Here is an 18,026-nt window from a genome sequence, read left to right on the forward strand (position 1 = left end):
GTCGATGCGGGCGGCACTGACGCGGTCGACTCCGTGGATGCGGCCGATGGCGACAACGACGCTGATGGCGACAACGATGCTGCGGGCGACGACGTCTCTGATGTGGTCGATGCGGGCGGCACTGACGCGGTCGACTCCGTGGATGCGGCCGATGGCGACAACGACGCTGATGGCGACAACGACGCGGCTGATGTGACCGATGCAGTCGATGCCGCGGATGCTGCTGACTCGACGGATGCTGCGGACGCGACGGATGCCGCTGACTCGACGGACGCTGCTGACGCGACGGATGCCGCGGACGCGACGGATGTTGCTGACTCGACGGATGCTGCTGACGCGACGGATGCCGCGGACGCGACCGACGCCGCCGACGGTGGCCCCGACGGCAGCGAGCTCACCACCCGCGCTTCGGTCCGCTTCTTCGAGGTCATGCGCGGCATGGGCATCGACCAGGAGGTGACCGCCGTCGGGTTCATGCCCGGCGAGACGGTCAGCGCCACGGTGAACTCCACGCCGATGCCGCTGCCGGACCAGATCGCCCCGGCGAACGGGCAGGTGACCTTCACCTTCCCGATCCACGAGGAGTTCGAGCTCGGCCAGCACTCGGTCACCATCTCGGGCAGCGTGACCGGTCCGACGGATGTGCCGAACACGCAGTTCAGGGTCATCGCGAAGACGGCCGCGGCCGGACTGCCGAGCACCCCGATCCGCGGAGGGGCCGGCGGCTACGGCGGCGGGATCCTCCCGGTCACGGGCGGCGACGCCGACGGGATGCTCTTCCTCGGCGGCATCGCGCTCCTGATGATGCTGACGGGCGCCGGTGCCCTGCACCGCGGCCGTCGCAGCCGCCAGGCGTGACGCACCGCTGAGGCGGGCAGGCGGGTGATCCGGCGCACAGCCGGGTCGCCCGCCCTCCCGCTCCCGCAGGCCGTCCCGGAGGACGACCGGCGCAGCACGACCAGCACGACCAGCACGACCAGCACGACCAGCACGACCCGCACGGCGGCTCGGCAGGGACCATCCGCTCCCGCCGCCGACAGGACCCACCCGACGCACCAGGGGACGGCGCATGACCGACACGATCCACCCGCACGACACCGACACGGACGACACCGACGCCGGCCCCGACGCCGAAGCGGAGACGACCGCCGCGGCGCCGCCCGCGGATCCGGCCGGAGCGCATGCGCGCGAGCACCGGCCGCTCACCCGGGGCGCCCGCATCGGCACCGCCGTCGCCGCGCTCGTCGTCGCGGTCTACGTGGCCACCACGATCCTCATGGTCGTCCCGCAGACCTCCACGACCCGCGCCCTCACCGCCCCCGCCCGCCCGTACTTCGGCCAGCAGTGGAACGTGTTCGCGCCCTCCATCCAGAAGACGAACCGGTACCTCCAGATGCAGGCGCAGTGGCGCGACGGATCGGGTGCGCTGGTGAAGAGCGACTGGGTGGACATCACGGACGCCGAGTACGAGTCCGGCGACGGGCACGTCCAGGCGTCGCGCGCCAACAAGCAGAGCGCCAACCTGCTGAAGACCTACAGCACCCGCTACCAGGCGCTCAGCGAGGAGCAGCGGACCGTGGTGCGGGACACGTTCATCCGTCGCACCGACGACGGCTTCGCCGCCAAGACGCCGGCAGCGCTCGTCCAGCAGCTGACCGGCCTGGCCGAGGGCACGGACGGCCGCGTCGTCTCCTTCCTCCGCTACGACTACGTGATGAAGGAGTTCACGACCTACTGGGGAACGGCCTACTTCGGCCGCGACGTGGAGCGCGTCCGCTGGCGGATCGTCACGACGCGACCCAACGACTTCGAGCACCGGCTCGACGCCGAGCGCCAGTTCGCGCCCTCGGTCCGCACGTTCGGATGGCGTCACGTCGACGACGTCATCGATCCGCAGGCGCTCGGCGCCTACCAGGCACTGGTGGAGAGGTACGCACGATGAGCACCCGCACGGACGGCTCCCGTCCCGCCGACCCCCATGTCCCCTCTGCCGGCCGCCCCGGCCCGCGCGCCGCGGCGGCGGCCCGGTTCCGCCAGGTGGTGCAGGATCGCGAGCTGCTGCGCGCGCTCCGCGACCCGCGCGGCTGGCCCCGCGGCGTCGCCACGTGGATGACCGAGCGCGAGCACGCGACCTACAGCTTCGCCGCGCTCCGCATCACGCTCGGCTCCGTGATCCTGCTGGTGCTCGTCACGTGCTTCGCTGACCGCCACTACCTCTGGGGCGTGGGATCCCGGTTCATCGACCCGGAGGCGAGCCGCCGCGGCTGGCCCCCGTTCGTCGAGGGCCTCTTCTCCAAGACCGACGCGACGCTGTTCGACCTCGCCTACCTCGCCCTCGCGGCGCTGGCGGTGCTGTTCACCCTCGGCTGGCGCTCGCGGATCGTGACGCCGTTCCTGCTCCTGTTCTGGATCAGCCTGTCCACGAACAGCACGCTGCTCAGCAACGGCGGCGACACCGTGCTGCGGCTCACGCTGTTCTTCGCGCTCTTCGCCGACCTGTCGCGCCACTTCTCGCTCGACGCGGTGCGCCGTCGCCGCGAGGCCGAGCCGGGCGCGCGTCGTCCGCCGTCCGCGGTGGTCCGGGCGCGTCGCCTCACGGCGCGGATCCCGCGGCTCGTCCCGGTCCTGCTGCACAACACCGCGCTGGTGCTGTCGGCGTACCAGATCATGCTCATCTACGTGAACTCCGCGATCCTCAAGGTGTCGGGGGAGGAGTGGCGGAACGGGACGGCGACCTACTACTCGCTCGTCATCGACGGGTACCGCCCGTGGCCGTGGATCAACGACCTGCTCGTGCAGTCGAGCGTCGGCATCGCCCTGGCGAGCTTCGCGGCCATGGTGTTCCAGGGCCTGTTCCCGCTCCTGATCCTGTGGCGGCCGACGCGCATCCTCGCGCTCGTGGTCATCACGGGCATGCACGTCATGATCGGCGTGCTGCTCGGGCTCTGGCCCTTCTCCCTCGCGATGATCGCCCTCGACTTCCTGTTCGTGCGCGATGCGACGTGGCGGGAGGGCATCGCGCTCCTCGGACGCGGGTGGACGGATGCGCCCGGCCGGCTCCGTCGGCTCCGCGCCCTCCGCATCCGCCGCTCCTCCCCAGCCGCCACGGCCGAGGTCGCGGCGGAGGCCTGACGCCCGGGCCGCCGGACGGTCGGGGGTGCCCGGTATCCTCAGGACCGTGGTCACCGCCCTGTATCGCCGTTATCGGCCAGAGAACTTCGCCGAGCTCATCGGCCAGACGCAGGTGACGGATCCGCTGCGCACCGCGCTCCGCACCAACCGCGTCAACCACGCGTACCTGTTCAGCGGCCCGCGCGGCTGCGGCAAGACCACGTCGGCCCGCATCCTCGCGCGCTGCCTCAACTGCGCGGAGGGCCCCACCGACACCCCGTGCGGCGTCTGCCCCAGCTGCGTCGAGCTCAGCCGCGACGGCAGCGGGTCCCTCGACGTGGTCGAGATCGACGCCGCGAGCCACAACGGCGTTGACGACGCGCGCGACATCCGCGAGCGCGCGGTCTTCGCGCCGGCGCGCGACCGCTACAAGATCTTCATCCTCGACGAGGCGCACATGGTCACGCCGCAGGGCTTCAACGCGCTGCTGAAGATCGTGGAGGAGCCGCCGGAGCACGTGAAGTTCATCTTCGCCACCACCGAGCCCGACAAGGTCATCGGCACCATCCGCTCCCGCACGCACCACTACCCCTTCCGCCTCGTGCCGCCCGCGCAGATGCTCGACTACGTGGAGCACCTCTCCCGCGAGGAGAGCGTGCAGGTGGCGCCCGGCGTCCTGCCGCTCGTGGTGCGCGCCGGCGGGGGATCCGTGCGCGACACCCTCTCCCTGCTCGACCAGCTCATCGCCGGCTCGGAGGACGAGAGCGTGGAGTACGAGCGCGCCGTCGCCCTGCTCGGGTACACGCACGCGGCCCTGCTCGACGAGGTCATCGACGCCGTCGCGAGGCACGACGCGGCGGCCGCCTTCGCGGGAGTGGACCGGGTCATCCAGACCGGCCAGGACCCGCGCCGCTTCGTGGAGGACCTCCTCGAGCGCCTGCGCGACCTCATCATCGTGGGCGCCACCTCGGTCGAGGGCGCCGCCGCCGTGCTGCGCGGCACCCCGGAGGACGAGCTCGAGCGGATGCGCGCCCAGGCCGTCGCGTTCGGCGCCGTCGAGCTGTCGCGCGCCGCGGACGTCGTCAACGCCGCCCTCACCGAGATGACGGGCGCCACCTCGCCGCGCCTGCACCTCGAGCTGCTGGTCGCGCGCGTGCTCGTGCCCGCCAGCGACGACTCGCACCGCGGGGCCCTCGCCCGGGTCGAGCGGCTCGAGCGCCGGGTCGGCGTCGCGGACGCGGCCGCGGATCCGGCGCCCGTCGCGGCTCCTGCCCCTGCAGCGGCTCCGGCCGTCACGCCGGTTCCCCCGGCAGCGGCGCCGGCGGCCGCTCCCGATCCCCGCCCCGTCGCGACGTCGACGGAGGCCGGTGCGCCGTCACCGGCACCGTCCGCTCCCGTCCCGCCGCCCGCCTCGTCGGACACGAGCGCGCCTCCCGCCGAGGTGCCGTCGGCGGCCGCGCCCGTGCCCGCCGTGCCGGTGGGCCCGGTCACCTTCGAGCAGCTCCGCGACTCCTGGCCCTCGGTGGTCGAGGGGGTCGAGAAGGCCAAGCGCAGCGCCTGGCTCGTCGCGGTCACGGCCACGCCGCGCGCCCTCGCGGACGACGTGCTCACGCTGTCCTTCGTCAGCGCGAACGACGCGGAGAGGTTCAAGGAGCGCGGCGCCCCGGGCCAGGGCGTCAGCGACATCTTGCGCACCGCCATCCTCGACGTGCTCGGCATCCGCGTGAAGTTCATCGCCCGCGTCGAGCCGCACGGCGGCACCCCGGCACCCGCGGGCTCCGCGGCCCCGACCGGAGGCGGATCCGCATCGCCCGCGCCCGACGCCTCGGGCCCAGCCGCGTCTCGCCCGACGTCGGCCGCCACGCGCGCGACGGCGGGGAGCGCCACCGCGCCGTCCGGTGCCGCCGCCCCGTCGGCCTCATCGGCGTCGCCTGCCCCGAAGGTGGCTCCGGCCCCAGAGGCGTCGCCTGCCCCGACGTCGGCGCCGTCCGCCGCGTCGGCGCGACCCGCGAAGACCACTCCGGCCGGGGGAGGCTGGGCCACGGTGGCCATCCCCACGTCCGACCCCGGCGCGTCCGAGGCTCCCGCCGTCCGCGCGCCCGCCTCCCGTCCCGAACGCAGCGCGCCCGCGGTCTCCGCGCCCCCCGCGGTCCCGCCGACGGCACCCGCGCGCGACCCGCGCGGTGCGGCCTCGAGCCCGCCCGTCCGCGGGTCCTCGGTCGTCCCCGACGCGCACGTCCCCGACTTCGAGGAGCCCGAGCCCGACGAGTTCGGTCCCGCAGAGCCCGGCTGGGCCACGGGTGGCGCGTCTCCCGACTCGGCACCGCCCATCGCCCGATCCGTCCCCGCGCAGCAGCCGCCCGCCGCCGCGTCCGGATCCGGATCCGCGTCCGGATCCGCCTCGCGGTCGGACGCGGCCCCCGGCACCGCGAAGGCCGCGCCCCCCGCCTCCCCGGCATCCGCTGCGCCGCAGCGCTACGGCGAGTCCGTCGTCCGCGAGATCCTGCAGGCGAGCTTCATCGAGGAGAAGCCCGTCGAGCGCAAGGCCCGCCCCACCATCCGCCCCACAGGTCAGGACTAGCGCCGCATGTACGAGGGAATCGTCCAGGAGCTGATCGACGAGCTCGGCCGTCTGCCGGGCATCGGCCCGAAGTCCGCCCAGCGCATCGCGTTCCACATCCTCCAGACCGAGACGTTCGACGTCTCGCGCCTGGCCGAGGTGCTCACGGTGGTGCGCGACAAGGTCCGCTTCTGCGCCATCTGCGGCAACGTCAGCGAGGAGGAGACCTGCGGCATCTGCCGGGATCCCCGCCGCAGCCCCGCCACCATCTGCGTGGTCGAGGAGGCGAAGGACGTCGTCGCCATCGAGCGCACGCGCGAGTTCCGCGGGCTCTACCATGTGCTCGGCGGGGCCATCAGCCCCATCGACGGCATCGGACCGGACGACCTCCGCATCCGCCAGCTCATGCAGCGCCTCGCCGACGCCACCGTCAGCGAGGTCATCATCGCCACCGACCCGAACCTCGAGGGCGAGGCGACCGCCACCTACCTCTCGCGGCTGCTCTCCACCTTCGACATCCGCGTCACGCGCCTCGCCTCCGGCCTCCCCGTCGGCGGCGACCTCGAGTACGCCGACGAGGTCACCCTCGGCCGCGCCTTCGAGGGCCGACGCCTCGTGGGGGAGTGACCCGACCGCGCACCGCCCGGCGGACGCCGTCACACGGCGGGACCACCGATCGCCCCGCCCTACAATCGTGAACCGGGCCGCCCGCGCCCACCCGAACCCCAGGAGTCGCCCGTGAGCCTCATCGTGCAGAAGTTCGGCGGATCGTCGGTGGCCGATGCCGAGAGCATCAAGCGCGTCGCGAAGCGCATCGTCGCCACCCGCAAGGCCGGCAACGACGTGGTCGTCGCCGTCTCCGCCATGGGCGACTCCACGGACGAGCTGCTCGACCTCGCCCACGAGGTCACCCCCATCCCCGCGCCGCGCGAGCTCGACATGCTCCTCACCGCGGGCGAGCGCATCTCCATGGCGCTGCTCGCGATGGCCATCAAGAGCATGGGCTACGACGCCCGCTCCTTCACCGGCAGCCAGGCTGGCATGATCACCGACGCGCAGCACGGCGCCGCCCGCATCGTCGACGTCACCCCGGGCCGCGTCCGCGACGCGCTCGGCGAGGGCGCCATCGCCATCGTCGCCGGCTTCCAGGGCTTCAACCGGGGCACGGGGGACATCACCACGCTCGGCCGCGGCGGATCCGACACCACGGCGGTCGCGCTCGCCGCCGCCCTCGGCGCCGACGTCTGCGAGATCTACACGGACGTCGACGGCATCTTCACGGCCGATCCGCGCGTCGTGCCGCTCGCCCGCAAGATCGACCGCATCACGAGCGAGGAGATGCTCGAGCTGGCGGCGTCCGGCGCGAAGGTCCTCTACATCCGTGCCGTCGAGTACGCCCGCCGGCACGGTGTCCTGCTGCACGTCCGATCCTCGTTCACGCACAACGAGGGCACCATCGTCTACAACCCCACGGATGGAGAGAATGTGGAAGAGCCCGTCATCGTCGGCGTCGCCGCCGACCTCAGCGAGGCCAAGGTCACGGTGGTCGGCGTGCCCGACGTGCCGGGCAAGGCCGCGCAGATCTTCACCATCGTCGCCAAGACCGGCGCGAACATCGACATGATCGTGCAGAACGTGTCGGCCGCCGCCACGAGCCTCACCGACATCTCGTTCACGCTCCCGAAGTCGGACGCGCAGCGGGTCCTCACGGTCCTCGCCGCCGAGAAGGACGAGGTCGGGTTCACCGGCCTCCAGCACGACGACCAGATCGGCAAGCTCGCGCTCGTCGGCGCCGGGATGCGCACGAACGCGGGCGTCTCGGCGCAGCTGTTCACCGCCCTGTCGGAGGCCGGCATCAACATCGAGATGATCTCCACCAGCGAGATCCGCATCTCGGTGGTCACGCGCGCCGACACCATCGACGAGGCCGTGCGCGTCGTCCACCACGCGTTCGGGCTCGACGCGGACGACGTCGCCGTCGTCCACGCCGGCACCGGCCGCTGACCCGCACCCGCACCGATCCGCACGTCGACCCGCACGCCCGCGCACCGCAGGAGGAGACACCCGTGACCGACACCGCACCCGCCGCATCCGCCGCCCCCGCCCGGGAGACCCCCGGCCTCCGCGTCGGCGTCGTCGGCGCCACCGGCCAGGTCGGCGCGGTCATGCGCCGGCTGCTGGAGGAGCGCGCGTTCCCCGTCGCCGAGATCCGCTTCTTCGCCTCGGCCCGCTCCGCCGGCACGACGCTGCCGTTCGCCGGCCGCGACATCACCGTGGAGGACGCGGCGACGGCCGATCCCACGGGCCTCGACATCGCGCTGTTCTCGGCGGGCGCCACCACCTCGCGCGCGCAGGCGCCCCGCTTCGCCGAGGCGGGCGTGCTCGTCATCGACAACTCCAGCGCCTGGCGCATGGACCCCGAGGTGCCGCTCGTGGTCTCCGAGGTCAACCCGGAGGCCATCGACGACGCGCGCCGCGGGATCATCGCGAACCCGAACTGCACCACCATGGCCGCGATGCCCGTCCTCAAGGTCCTGCACGAGGAGGCCGGGCTCACCCGCCTCGTGGTCAGCACCTACCAGGCCGTCTCCGGGTCCGGCCTCGTCGGCGCCGAGGAGCTCGCGGGCCAGGCCGAGGCCGCCGTCGCCGCCGGCCCCGAGGCCCTGCGCCGCCTCGTCCACGACGGTCGCGCGGTCGAGCTCCCCGAGCCCGCCGTGTACCAGCGCCCCATCGCGTTCGACGTGATCCCGCTCGCCGGCAGCATCGTCGACGACGGCCTCTTCGAGACCGACGAGGAGAAGAAGCTCCGCAACGAGAGCCGCAAGATCCTGGGCCTGCCGGACCTCCTCGTGAGCGGCACGTGCGTCCGCGTCCCCGTCTTCACCGGCCACTCGCTGTCGGTCAACGCCGAGTTCGCGTCGCCGCTGAGCGTGGCCCGCGCGATCGAGCTGCTGTCGATGGCGCCCGGCGTCGAGCTGTCCGACATCCCCACGCCGCTCCAGGCCGCCGGCACCGACCCCAGCTACGTCGGCCGGATCCGCGCCGACGAGGGCGCGCCCGAGGGCCGGGGCCTGGCCCTCTTCATCAGCAACGACAACCTCCGCAAGGGCGCCGCGCTCAACGCCGTGCAGATCGCCGAGGTCGTCGCGGCCCGCCGCTGATCCCTCCCCGGCGGTGCGCGTGAGGGTGTCCGTACCACCGGACGCGGTCCCGGAGGTGCGCGGGAGGGCGGGCGTACACTGATCCGGTGAGTGATACAGCGGAACCGGTAGACGTCGTCCTCGTCGGCGGGGGCATCATGAGCGCGACGCTCGGCAGCCTCATCAAGCAGCTCGAACCCGACTGGACCATCCAGATCTTCGAGCGTCTCGGCGAGGTCGCCATGGAGTCGAGCAACCCCTGGAACAACGCCGGCACAGGCCATGCGGCGCTCTGCGAGCTCAACTACACGCCGGAGAAGGACGGGAAGATCGAGATCGGGTCGGCGACCCGCATCAACGAGCAGTTCCAGCTCTCCCGCCAGTTCTGGGCGCACCTCGTCACGGCCGGCGCCGTGCCGGAGCCCAAGGAGTTCATCAACCCCACCCCGCACATGACGTTCGTGCGCGGCACGGAGAACGCCGAGTTCCTGCGCCGCCGCTTCGACGCGATGCGCGCCCACCCGCTCTTCGAGGCGATGGAGTACTCGGAGGACCCCGCGGTCATCCACTCCTGGGCCCCGCTCCTCGTGCTCCAGCGCGAGAAGGACGAGGTGATCGCGGCCACGCGCTTCGAGGGCGGCACCGACGTCGACTTCGGCGCGCTCACCAACAAGCTCATCGACTACCTGACGGAGCACGGCGCGGCCCTGCACCTCAACCACGAGGTCCGCGGCCTGTCGAAGAACCCCGACGGCACCTGGCACCTCCGTGTCCGCAACGACGTCGGCCGCTCGACCGTCGAGGTGGACGCGAAGTTCGTCTTCATCGGCGCGGGCGGCGGCGCGCTGCACCTCCTGCAGAAGTCGGGCATCCCCGAGATCAAGGGCTTCGGCGGGTTCCCCATCAGCGGCGAGTGGTTCCGCACCGACGACCCCGAGATCGTCGCCAAGCACCGCGCGAAGGTCTACGGGAAGGCGGCCATCGGCTCCCCGCCCATGTCCGTGCCGCACCTCGACACGCGCGTGGTGGGGGGCGAGACCTCGCTGCTCTTCGGGCCCTACGCCGGCTTCAGCCCGCGCTTCCTCAAGAAGGGATCGCTGCTGGACCTGTTCACGTCGATCCGCCCGCACAACATCATCCCGATGCTCGCAGTCGCCAAGGACAACCTGAGCCTCATCAAGTACCTCGTCGGCCAGCTCATCGCCTCGAAGGAGACGAAGTTCGACGCGCTCCGCGAGTTCATGCCCACGGCCGACCCCAAGGACTGGTACCAGGTCACCGCGGGCCAGCGCGTCCAGGTCATGAAGAAGGACGCGCAGAAGGGCGGCGTCCTGCAGTTCGGCACCGAGGTCGTCGCGGCGGCCGACGGCAGCATCGCCGGCCTGCTCGGCGCATCGCCCGGTGCGTCCACGGCGGTCCCGATCATGCTCGACGTCCTCGAGCGCTGCTTCCCCGACCGCATCGACGGATGGAAGAAGCCGCTCCGGCGCATGATCCCGAACTACGGCACCCTCGTGGCGTCCGACCCCAAGAAGACGCCGAAGATCATCCAGGAGACGGCCGAGGTCCTCGAGCTCCAGCTCTGACGCGGGCGGGCGGCCCACGCCGCCCGTTCGCGCTCCATTCGAAACTGTGTTCGAATGGGAGCATGAGATGGAGCGCGCAGAAGCTGTCCGACGCGAGCGCGGACGCGCTGCCCGGACTCGCCCGCCTGAGCAACCTCGTCCAGAGCGTGCGCACCCCGGAGTTCCAGGGCGTCACGTTCCACGAGGTGCTCGCGAAGTCAGCCCTCAATCGCGTGCCGGGGGAGTCGAAGGTCATGCCGTACGGCTGGACCATCAACCCCTACCGGGGCTGCACGCACGCCTGCGTCTACTGCTTCGCGCGCCCGACGCACGAGTACCTCGACCTCGACGGGGGACGCGACTTCGACGACCAGATCATCGTCAAGGTCAACGTCGCCGAGGTGCTGGCACGCGAGCTCGCGAAGCCCACGTGGACGCACGACGCCGTGGCGCTCGGGACGAACACCGATCCCTACCAGCGGGCAGAGGGCCGCTACGCGCTCATGCCCGGCATCATCGCGGCGCTCGCCTCGTCGGGCACGCCCCTGTCGATCCTCACCAAGGGCACGCTCCTGCGCCGCGACCTCCCGTTGCTCGCCGAGGCGGCCACGAGCGTGCCGGTCGACCTCGCGATGAGCATCGCCGTGCTCGACGACGACCTGCAGCAGTCGGTGGAGCCCGGCACGCCCACGACCGCGGCGCGCCTCGCGACGGTCACGGCCATCCGCGAGGCGGGCCTCGACTGCACCGTGTTCATGATGCCGATCCTGCCGATGCTCACGGACTCGACGGAGCACCTCGACCACGCGCTGACCCGCATCCGCGAGGCCGGCGGCACGCGCGTCCTCTACTCCGCGCTCTACCTGAAGCCCGGCGTGAAGGAGTGGTACCTCCAGTGGCTCGAGCGCGAGCGCCCGGATCTCGTGGGCCGCTACCTCGACCTCTACGCGCGCGGGGCCTACGCGCCGCAGGCCTATCGGTCGTGGCTGAAGACGCGCATGGATCCGCTGGTCCGGCGACACGGGCTCGGCGGCGGGCGGGCGGATCCCCGCACCGGCGGCGTGCTGTCCCGCGCCGACCTGCCCGGCCTCGACGCGGCCCGCGCGCGGGCCGGCGACCGGCCGCGTCCCGGCTGGAGCCAGGAGGGCGCGGACAGCCGGGCCGCCACGGCACGCGGCCGCGGCAGCTGGACGCAGGCGCCGACGCCCGGACCGCTCGTCGCGGCCGCGCTCCCGGCCGCCTCCGGGACGCAGGCCACCCTGTTCTGACGCCGGGGGCGCTGAGGTGTCCGCCCACGCCCCCGTTCGCCGCGCCGACGGGCCCCGTGGCTATGGTTCTGACATGACCAGCGAGCGCGACCCCGGGCCGGGTGCGCGCGACGCCTCCCGGCGGTCGTCGCCGCAGCCCGTGCGCGTCGGCGTGCTCATGGGCCACGAGTCCGCGTTGGACGAGGTCTGCGCGATCCTGCGCCGCCTGGCTCCCGAGATCGACGTCGTGGTCAGCACGACCGGCTGGCTCCAGCTGGTCCGCTCGCCGCGCTTCCCGACGGACGTCGTGGTCGTCGACTACGACCTCGCCGACGCCGTCAGCCTCGAGGGCCGGATCCGCTCCTGCCGCGCGGCCGGGGCGGCCGTCGTGGTCCTGTCGCGGTCGGGGGCGGAGAGCGTCCGTCGCCGCGTGGTCGAGGCGGGGGCGGCGGCGCTGCTGACCGGGCCCGTGCCCGCGGCGGACATCGAACCCGCGGTCCGTGCCGTCGCCACCGGCGCTCGTTCCCCGCAGCGGCGGGTCGACGGCACGACGCACGAGGAGGAGGGGCGCGCGGCGCACGCCTTCGCGAGCCCCCGCCTCAGCCAGGGCGAGGAGCAGGCCCTCCGCCTCTACGTGACCGGCCGCTCGACGCAGGCCGTCGCCGCCGCCATGAACGTCCAGTACGAGACCGCGAAGACGTACCTCCGGCGCGTCCGCGCGAAGTACCGCCTCGTGGGGAGGATCGCGGGTCGTCGGTCCGACCTGATCGATCGCGCCACCGAGGACGGCTACCTTCGGTAGATGGCCAAGCTCTACTTCCGTTTCGGCGCGATGAACAGCGGCAAGAGCACCTCGATGCTCCAGGCCGCCTACAACTACGAGGAGCGCGGGCAGCACGTGCTGCTCACGAAGCCCGTGATCGACACCAAGGGCGACCGCGACATCGTGTCCCGACTCGGCGTCCGTCGCCCGGTGGACTTCCTGCTCGAGCCGGACGCGGACGTCTGGCAGGAGTTCGGGATCCATCGCGAGCGCGTGCTGCAGGAGAAGGGCGGCCCGACGGCGTGCCTCCTCGTCGACGAGGCGCAGTTCCTCCGCGAGTCGCAGGTGGACGACCTGCTGCGCATCGCGATCCTCCAGGACGTCCCGGTCATCGCCTACGGGATCCGCACCGACTTCCAGACGGTGGCGTTCCCCGGGAGCCGACGGCTGCTGGAGATCGCGCACAGCCTGGAGGAGATGAAGACCATCTGCCGCTGCGGGCGCAAGGCCGTCTTCAACGCGCGCCAGGTCGGCGAGCGGTTCATCTTCGCCGGCGACCAGGTCGCGATCGACGGCGAGGACGTCACGTACATGTCGCTCTGCGGCGCCTGCTACCTCGCGGAGAGCGGGGGAGTGCTCACGAGCGGGCGGCCCGTCGAGGCGTCCGCGTCGGCGTTCGGGTACCCGGCGGGCCCCGACGCGGACTTCGCCTGATCCGGCGGGGCGGTCGACGGCGCAGGTCGTCAGTCGCGCAGGAAGCGCAGGCCGTAGGCGGCGAACGCGCCCGTGATGACCAGGGTGGCGAGCGGCACGAGGGCGATGCAGGCGTCGGACATGGAGATGCGGACCTCGTCGTCGGGTGGGCGTTCGGGCGGCGCGCGGCCCTACTGGCTCGCGTCCTGCCGCGTACACGCTAGACCGACCGTCCCGCCGCGCCGACGCCCCAGATGCTGGGGCGTCATCCGCGGGGCGTCAATCCCCACCCCCGTGAACAGGAGCGGGTCCGCAGCTGTGGGAGCATGGGGCTCGAGCGCCGCTGGGGGGCGCTCCATCGACGAGGGGGATCGCCTGTGGAACTGCGTGAATACATCCGGATCTTGCGACGCTCGTGGGTGCTCATCCTGCTCGTCCTGCTCCTGGGGGTCGGCGCCGCCGCCGGCTACTCGCTGGTCCAGACGCCGGAGTACCGCGCCTCGTCCAAGGTGTTCGTCTCGACGCAGTCGGCCGGCACCGTGCAGGACCTCAGCCAGGGCAACTCGTTCACCCAGCAGGCGGTGAAGAGCTACGCGGACGTCGTGTCGACACCCGTCGTCCTCGAGCCGGTCATCGCGCAGCTGGGCCTCGACGCGACCGCCGAGTCGCTGGCGCCGAAGGTCACCGCGACCGCGGCGGTCGACACCGTCATCATCGAGATCTCCGTCGAGGACGAGCAGGCCGAGGCCGCCGCCACCATCGCGAACGCGGTGGCCCGGAGCTTCACCGACGTCGTCGCCCAGCTCACGCCGCTCGACGCCAACGGCCAGCCGCAGGTGAAGATCTCGATCCTGCAGGAGGCGCGGATCCCGGCATCGCCCGTGTCCCCGAAGGTGCCGCTCAACCTCGCCCTGGGCGGCCTCGTCGGCCTCGCCCTCGGCATCGCGACGGCCGTGCTGCGGTCCACGCTCGACACGCGCATCCGCGGAGAGCGCGACCTGCGCCTCGTCACGAAGGCACCCATCCTCGGTGGCATCGCCTTCGATCCGAAGGCCACGGAGCGCCCGCTCATCGTGCAGTCGGATCCCCGCAGCCCGCGCGCCGAGTCCTTCCGGAGCCTCCGGACCAACCTGCAGTTCCTCGACTTCGGCGGCCGCGCGCGCAGCTTCGTCATCACGAGCGCGGTCGAGTCGGAGGGCAAGTCCACGACGAGCGCCAACCTCGCCATCGCGTTGAGCGACGCGGGTGCGCGGGTGGCGGTCATCGACGCCGACCTGCGTCGGCCCAAGCTCGCGTCGTACCTGGGTCTCGAGGGCGCGGTGGGCCTCACCGACGTGCTCATCGGGCGCGCGGAGCTCAAGGACGTGCTGCAGCCGTGGGGCAACCGCAACATGTTCGTGCTGCCGGCCGGGCAGATCCCGCCGAACCCGAGCGAGCTGCTCGGCTCCCGCACCATGGTGACGCTCCTCAAGGAGCTCGAGGCCGAGTTCGACACCGTGCTCATCGACGCGCCGCCGCTCCTCCCCGTCACCGACAGCGCCGTGCTGTCGAAGAGCGCGGGCGGGGCGATCCTCATCGTGTCGTCCGGTCGCGCGCACCGGGGCCAGGTCCACGCGGCCCTCGAGTCGCTCAACAGCGTGGGCGCCGAGGTGCTGGGCGTCGTGCTGACCATGCTCCCGACCAAGGGCCCCGATGCGTACGGGTACGGCCAGTACGGCTATTCGTACGTTCGCCCCGAGAGCGCCGACAGCACGAGTCCCGCCGCTCCCTGACCGCCCGCCGACCCGTGTCGTCCCGGCGGCTGCTGCGGGGGCCTGTACGATCCGGGTGACACCACCGCTCGACCCGCATCTCCCGCTGCGCGGCCCGGGGGCCGTGCTCCACCGGAGGAGCGGGTCTCGGATCGTCCCCGGGGCGTGGGCCGGATCCGGCCGCCCGAGAGGGTGGGCGGCCCGCGCGCCGCACGATGCCAGCCACACCGGGAGACACCATGTCGGCTCACGCCGAGGCGCGATCGCGCCGCCTGCCAGGACGCCCGTCCGACCACAGCGCCCCGCGACCCGCGGGAGCATCGCGTGGCTAGGCCGGCGCCCGACGGCCGCAAGCCCATGGCCGTCACGGGACGCGCCCGGCGTCGTCGTCCGTCGCTCGGGCGCCTCGTCCCCGGCATCGGCGTGACCGGGGTGGTCGCCTTCCTCGTCATCGACCTGATCCTCGTCTCGGCCGCGGTCACCCGCAGCGGCGGCGGGTCGACCGACACGGGCACGGCCGCCCCCGCCCCGTCGGCCACCGCCACCGGCACCAGCACGGACGCCGCCGCGACCGCGACCGCGACTCCCACGCCCGCCCCGAGCGCCGCGCCGACCGCCACCGTGGCGGCCCCGACCGTGTTCCTCGCCGCGGGGAACGCCGAGGTCGCCTGGCGCACCACGGGCGGCTCCTGCACGGGGGAGCCCGCCCGCATCCAGACCACCATCGACGAGGGCCGCACCTGGGACACCCGCTCCACGGGCTCCTTCGACGCGCGCCGGATCCTCGCCCTCCAGGTGGAGAGCCCGGACGTCGGCAGCATCGTCGCCGATGTCACGGCCGCCTGCACCCGCACCACGCTCCAGAGCTTCACGGGCGGCGAGTTCTGGCGTGACGCGCCCGCGCTCACCGCGACGACGGCGTACGTCGACCCGACGCAGCCCGGCACGGTGCAGCTCGTCCAGGGCTCCCGGGACGCTCCCTGCGACGACGCCGTCCAGGTCGTCGACAGCGGTCAGGCCGCCGCGGTGCTCTGCGGCTCCGGCGCGCTGCACGTCCGCTCGGGCAGCGGCGACTTCCGGCGGATCGACGCTCCCGGCGTCCTGGCTCTCGCGCTGGGCACGGACGGCATCCTCACCGCGGGGACCGCCGGGTCCTGCGCGGGGACGAGCGTCGGCCGCATCGTCCCGGCGTCGGGCGCCGTGAGCGTCCTCGGCTGCGCGGCGGCTGCGCCCACCAGCGGTGCCGTCGCCCTCTCGGCCGCGGGCCGTGACGTCTGGCTCCTGACCGGCGACGCCGTCAGCATCTCCACCGACGGCGGGGCCACCTGGTGATGTCCGCGGCCGACGTCGCGCAGCCGTCGAGGAGGCGCCGCCGCCGTTCGCGGCGCCCCTGGACGCGACGTCGCGTCCTCGTCGTCGCGGGTGCCGCGGTCGCCGTCGTCCTGGTGCTCTGGATCGCGTGGGTCGCCGCCCGCGCGCTCCTGGCCCGCGGCGAGCTCGAGCAGGCGGTGCCGCTCGCATCCGCCGTGCAGCGCGACCTCCTGGCCGGCGACTCCGCGGGAGCCTCCGCGAACGTCGCGCAGCTGCGCGACCACTCCGCGCGCGCGGTGTCGCTCACGGGGGATCCCGTGTGGGCGGTAAGCGAGCACGTGCCGTTCGTGGGCCCGAACCTGCGCGCATTCCGGGAGATCTCCGGCATCGTCGACCGCATCGGCGGGGACGCGCTGCAGCCCGTCGTCGGCATCGCCGACACGCTCGACGTCGCGAGCCTCACCCCGAAGGACGGCAAGCTCGACCTCGATCCCATCGTGGCCGCGCAGGTGCCGGTCCGGCAGGCCGACGACGCCCTCGACGCCGCGCTGACCGACGTGACGGACATCGACACCGGCAGCACCATCCGGCCGGTCGCCGACGCGGTCGCGCGCCTGAAGGAGACGGTCGGGAAGGCCGCCGAGACACTGGCCGTCGTGCGCCACGTCACCGACCTCGCGCCCGCGATGCTCGGGGCCGACGGCGACCGCAGCTACCTGCTCATGTTCCAGAACAACGCCGAGGTGCGCTCCACGGGTGGCATCCCCGGCGCGCTCGCGCTCGTGCGCACGGGCGGCGGCGCGTTCTCGCTCGCCGGCCAGGACTCCGCGCGCGCCTTCCCGCGGCTCGCGGAGCCTGCCCTGCCCCTGGACCCGCAGACCGCGGGCCTCTACGGGACCATCACGGGCCGCTACATGCAGGACGTCACCCTGACGCCCGAGTTCCCCCAGGCCGCGCCGCTCGCCGCCGAGATGTGGCGGCTCAAGCACGGCCAGGCGGTCGACGGCGTGATCAGCTTCGACCCGGTCGCCCTCTCGTACCTGCTCGAGGCCACCGGCCCCATCACGCTCGCGACGGGCGACGTGCTGCGCTCCGACGACGCCGTCGACCTCCTCCTGCACGACGTGTACCTCCGCTACCCGAACCCGGACGTCCAGGACGCGGTCTTCGCGAGCGTCGCCGACTCGGTGTTCGCGAAGGTCTCCTCGGGGGATGTGGACCCGGCCGCGCTGGTGAAGGCCCTGGGGCACGCCGCCGAGGAGCGTCGGATCCTGATCTGGAACTCGCGCGCCGATGAGCAGGCGACCCTCGACGGCACCACGTTCCAGGGCTCGCTGCCCGCCGACAACGACGAGTCGACCGCCTTCGGCGTGTTCCTCAACGACGCGACCGGCGCGAAGATGGACTACTACCTCTCGCTCAAGACCACCCTGGCGATGGCCATGTGCCGGGACGACGGCCGGCCGGACTACCGCACCGAGGTGATCCTCGGATCCACGGCCCCGGCCGACGCGGCCACGCTTCCCTTCGTGGTCACGGGCGGCGGCGTCTACGGCGTGCCGCCCGGCGACATCAAGACCCGCGTGGCGGTCTACGGGCCGCCCGGCACCGTCCCGCTGCGCGTGCACATCGACGGCGCGGAGACGCCGTTCCAGCCCGAGATCGTGGGCGGGCGGGCCGTCGCCCAGGTCGAGGTGACGCTGACGCCCGGCCAGGAGGTCCGCATCTCAGTGGACACACTGGGGGACAAAAAGCCCGACACGCCGCTCTCGATCGTGACCACCCCGGTAATTGACACGATCGCGACAGAGTTCCGCTCCCTGTCCTGCGACGATTCGCAGTAGTCTCCTCAGCGGGGGAATGATCGACGGCGGACCCGAGTCCG

The 18,026-nt window shown here is 72.9% G+C and carries 15 protein-coding genes; all 15 read left to right on the forward strand.

Going from position 1 to position 18,026, the window contains the following annotated elements; genetic code table 11:
• Positions 1-196: hypothetical protein (locus tag ITJ40_RS16975; RefSeq protein ID WP_228511784.1), on the forward strand; the 196-nt coding region annotated here is incomplete at its 5' end.
• Positions 193-858, forward strand: a complete 666-nt coding sequence (locus tag ITJ40_RS04375; protein ID WP_194665916.1) for an LPXTG cell wall anchor domain-containing protein — start codon at positions 193-195, stop codon at positions 856-858. The genes ITJ40_RS16975 and ITJ40_RS04375, both read left to right, overlap by 4 nt.
• A 211-nt stretch (positions 859-1,069) precedes the next feature.
• Positions 1,070-1,942 (forward strand): DUF5819 family protein, encoded by an 873-nt coding sequence (locus tag ITJ40_RS04380; protein WP_194665917.1) that lies wholly within the window; start codon positions 1,070-1,072, stop codon positions 1,940-1,942.
• Positions 1,939-3,132, forward strand: coding sequence for an HTTM domain-containing protein (locus ITJ40_RS04385; RefSeq protein WP_194665918.1), 1,194 nt, complete (start codon positions 1,939-1,941; stop codon positions 3,130-3,132). The genes ITJ40_RS04380 and ITJ40_RS04385 overlap by 4 nt, the downstream gene beginning before the upstream one ends.
• Positions 3,133-3,178: 46 nt before the next feature.
• Positions 3,179-5,692, forward strand: coding sequence for a DNA polymerase III subunit gamma and tau (locus tag ITJ40_RS04390; protein ID WP_194665919.1), 2,514 nt, complete (start codon positions 3,179-3,181; stop codon positions 5,690-5,692).
• A gap of 6 nt (positions 5,693-5,698) precedes the next feature.
• On the forward strand, positions 5,699-6,298 hold the full coding sequence (gene recR / locus ITJ40_RS04395) for a recombination mediator RecR (RefSeq protein WP_194665920.1): 600 nt from the start codon (positions 5,699-5,701) through the stop codon (positions 6,296-6,298).
• 111 nt (positions 6,299-6,409) lie between these two features.
• On the forward strand, positions 6,410-7,675 hold the full coding sequence (locus tag ITJ40_RS04400) for an aspartate kinase (RefSeq protein WP_015489607.1): 1,266 nt from the start codon (positions 6,410-6,412) through the stop codon (positions 7,673-7,675).
• Between the two features lie 62 nt (positions 7,676-7,737).
• The gene (locus tag ITJ40_RS04405; protein ID WP_194665921.1) at positions 7,738-8,832 is read left to right on the forward strand and encodes an aspartate-semialdehyde dehydrogenase; all 1,095 of its coding nucleotides are present in this window, start codon (positions 7,738-7,740) and stop codon (positions 8,830-8,832) included.
• Positions 8,833-8,918: 86 nt separating this feature from the next.
• The gene (locus ITJ40_RS04410) at positions 8,919-10,397 is read left to right on the forward strand and encodes a malate:quinone oxidoreductase (protein ID WP_194665922.1); all 1,479 of its coding nucleotides are present in this window, start codon (positions 8,919-8,921) and stop codon (positions 10,395-10,397) included.
• Between the two features lie 62 nt (positions 10,398-10,459).
• Complete coding sequence (locus tag ITJ40_RS04415) at positions 10,460-11,644, forward strand: Rv2578c family radical SAM protein (protein ID WP_194665923.1); 1,185 nt, start codon at positions 10,460-10,462, stop codon at positions 11,642-11,644.
• 73 nt (positions 11,645-11,717) lie between these two features.
• Complete coding sequence (locus ITJ40_RS04420) at positions 11,718-12,425, forward strand: LuxR C-terminal-related transcriptional regulator (protein WP_194665924.1); 708 nt, start codon at positions 11,718-11,720, stop codon at positions 12,423-12,425.
• The gene (locus ITJ40_RS04425) at positions 12,426-13,100 is read left to right on the forward strand and encodes a thymidine kinase (protein ID WP_043584435.1); all 675 of its coding nucleotides are present in this window, start codon (positions 12,426-12,428) and stop codon (positions 13,098-13,100) included.
• Positions 13,101-13,456: 356 nt separating this feature from the next.
• Complete coding sequence (locus tag ITJ40_RS04430; RefSeq protein WP_194665925.1) at positions 13,457-14,851, forward strand: polysaccharide biosynthesis tyrosine autokinase; 1,395 nt, start codon at positions 13,457-13,459, stop codon at positions 14,849-14,851.
• A gap of 303 nt (positions 14,852-15,154) precedes the next feature.
• Positions 15,155-16,162 (forward strand): hypothetical protein, encoded by a 1,008-nt coding sequence (locus ITJ40_RS04435; protein ID WP_370531991.1) that lies wholly within the window; start codon positions 15,155-15,157, stop codon positions 16,160-16,162.
• Positions 16,162-17,985, forward strand: a complete 1,824-nt coding sequence (locus ITJ40_RS04440; RefSeq protein ID WP_194666945.1) for a DUF4012 domain-containing protein — start codon at positions 16,162-16,164, stop codon at positions 17,983-17,985. Before ITJ40_RS04435 ends, ITJ40_RS04440 begins: the two co-directional genes overlap by 1 nt.
• Positions 17,986-18,026: the final 41 nt, after the last annotated feature.

This window comes from Clavibacter sp. VKM Ac-2872 (genome assembly GCF_015351105.1).
Lineage (GTDB): Bacteria > Actinomycetota > Actinomycetes > Actinomycetales > Microbacteriaceae > Clavibacter.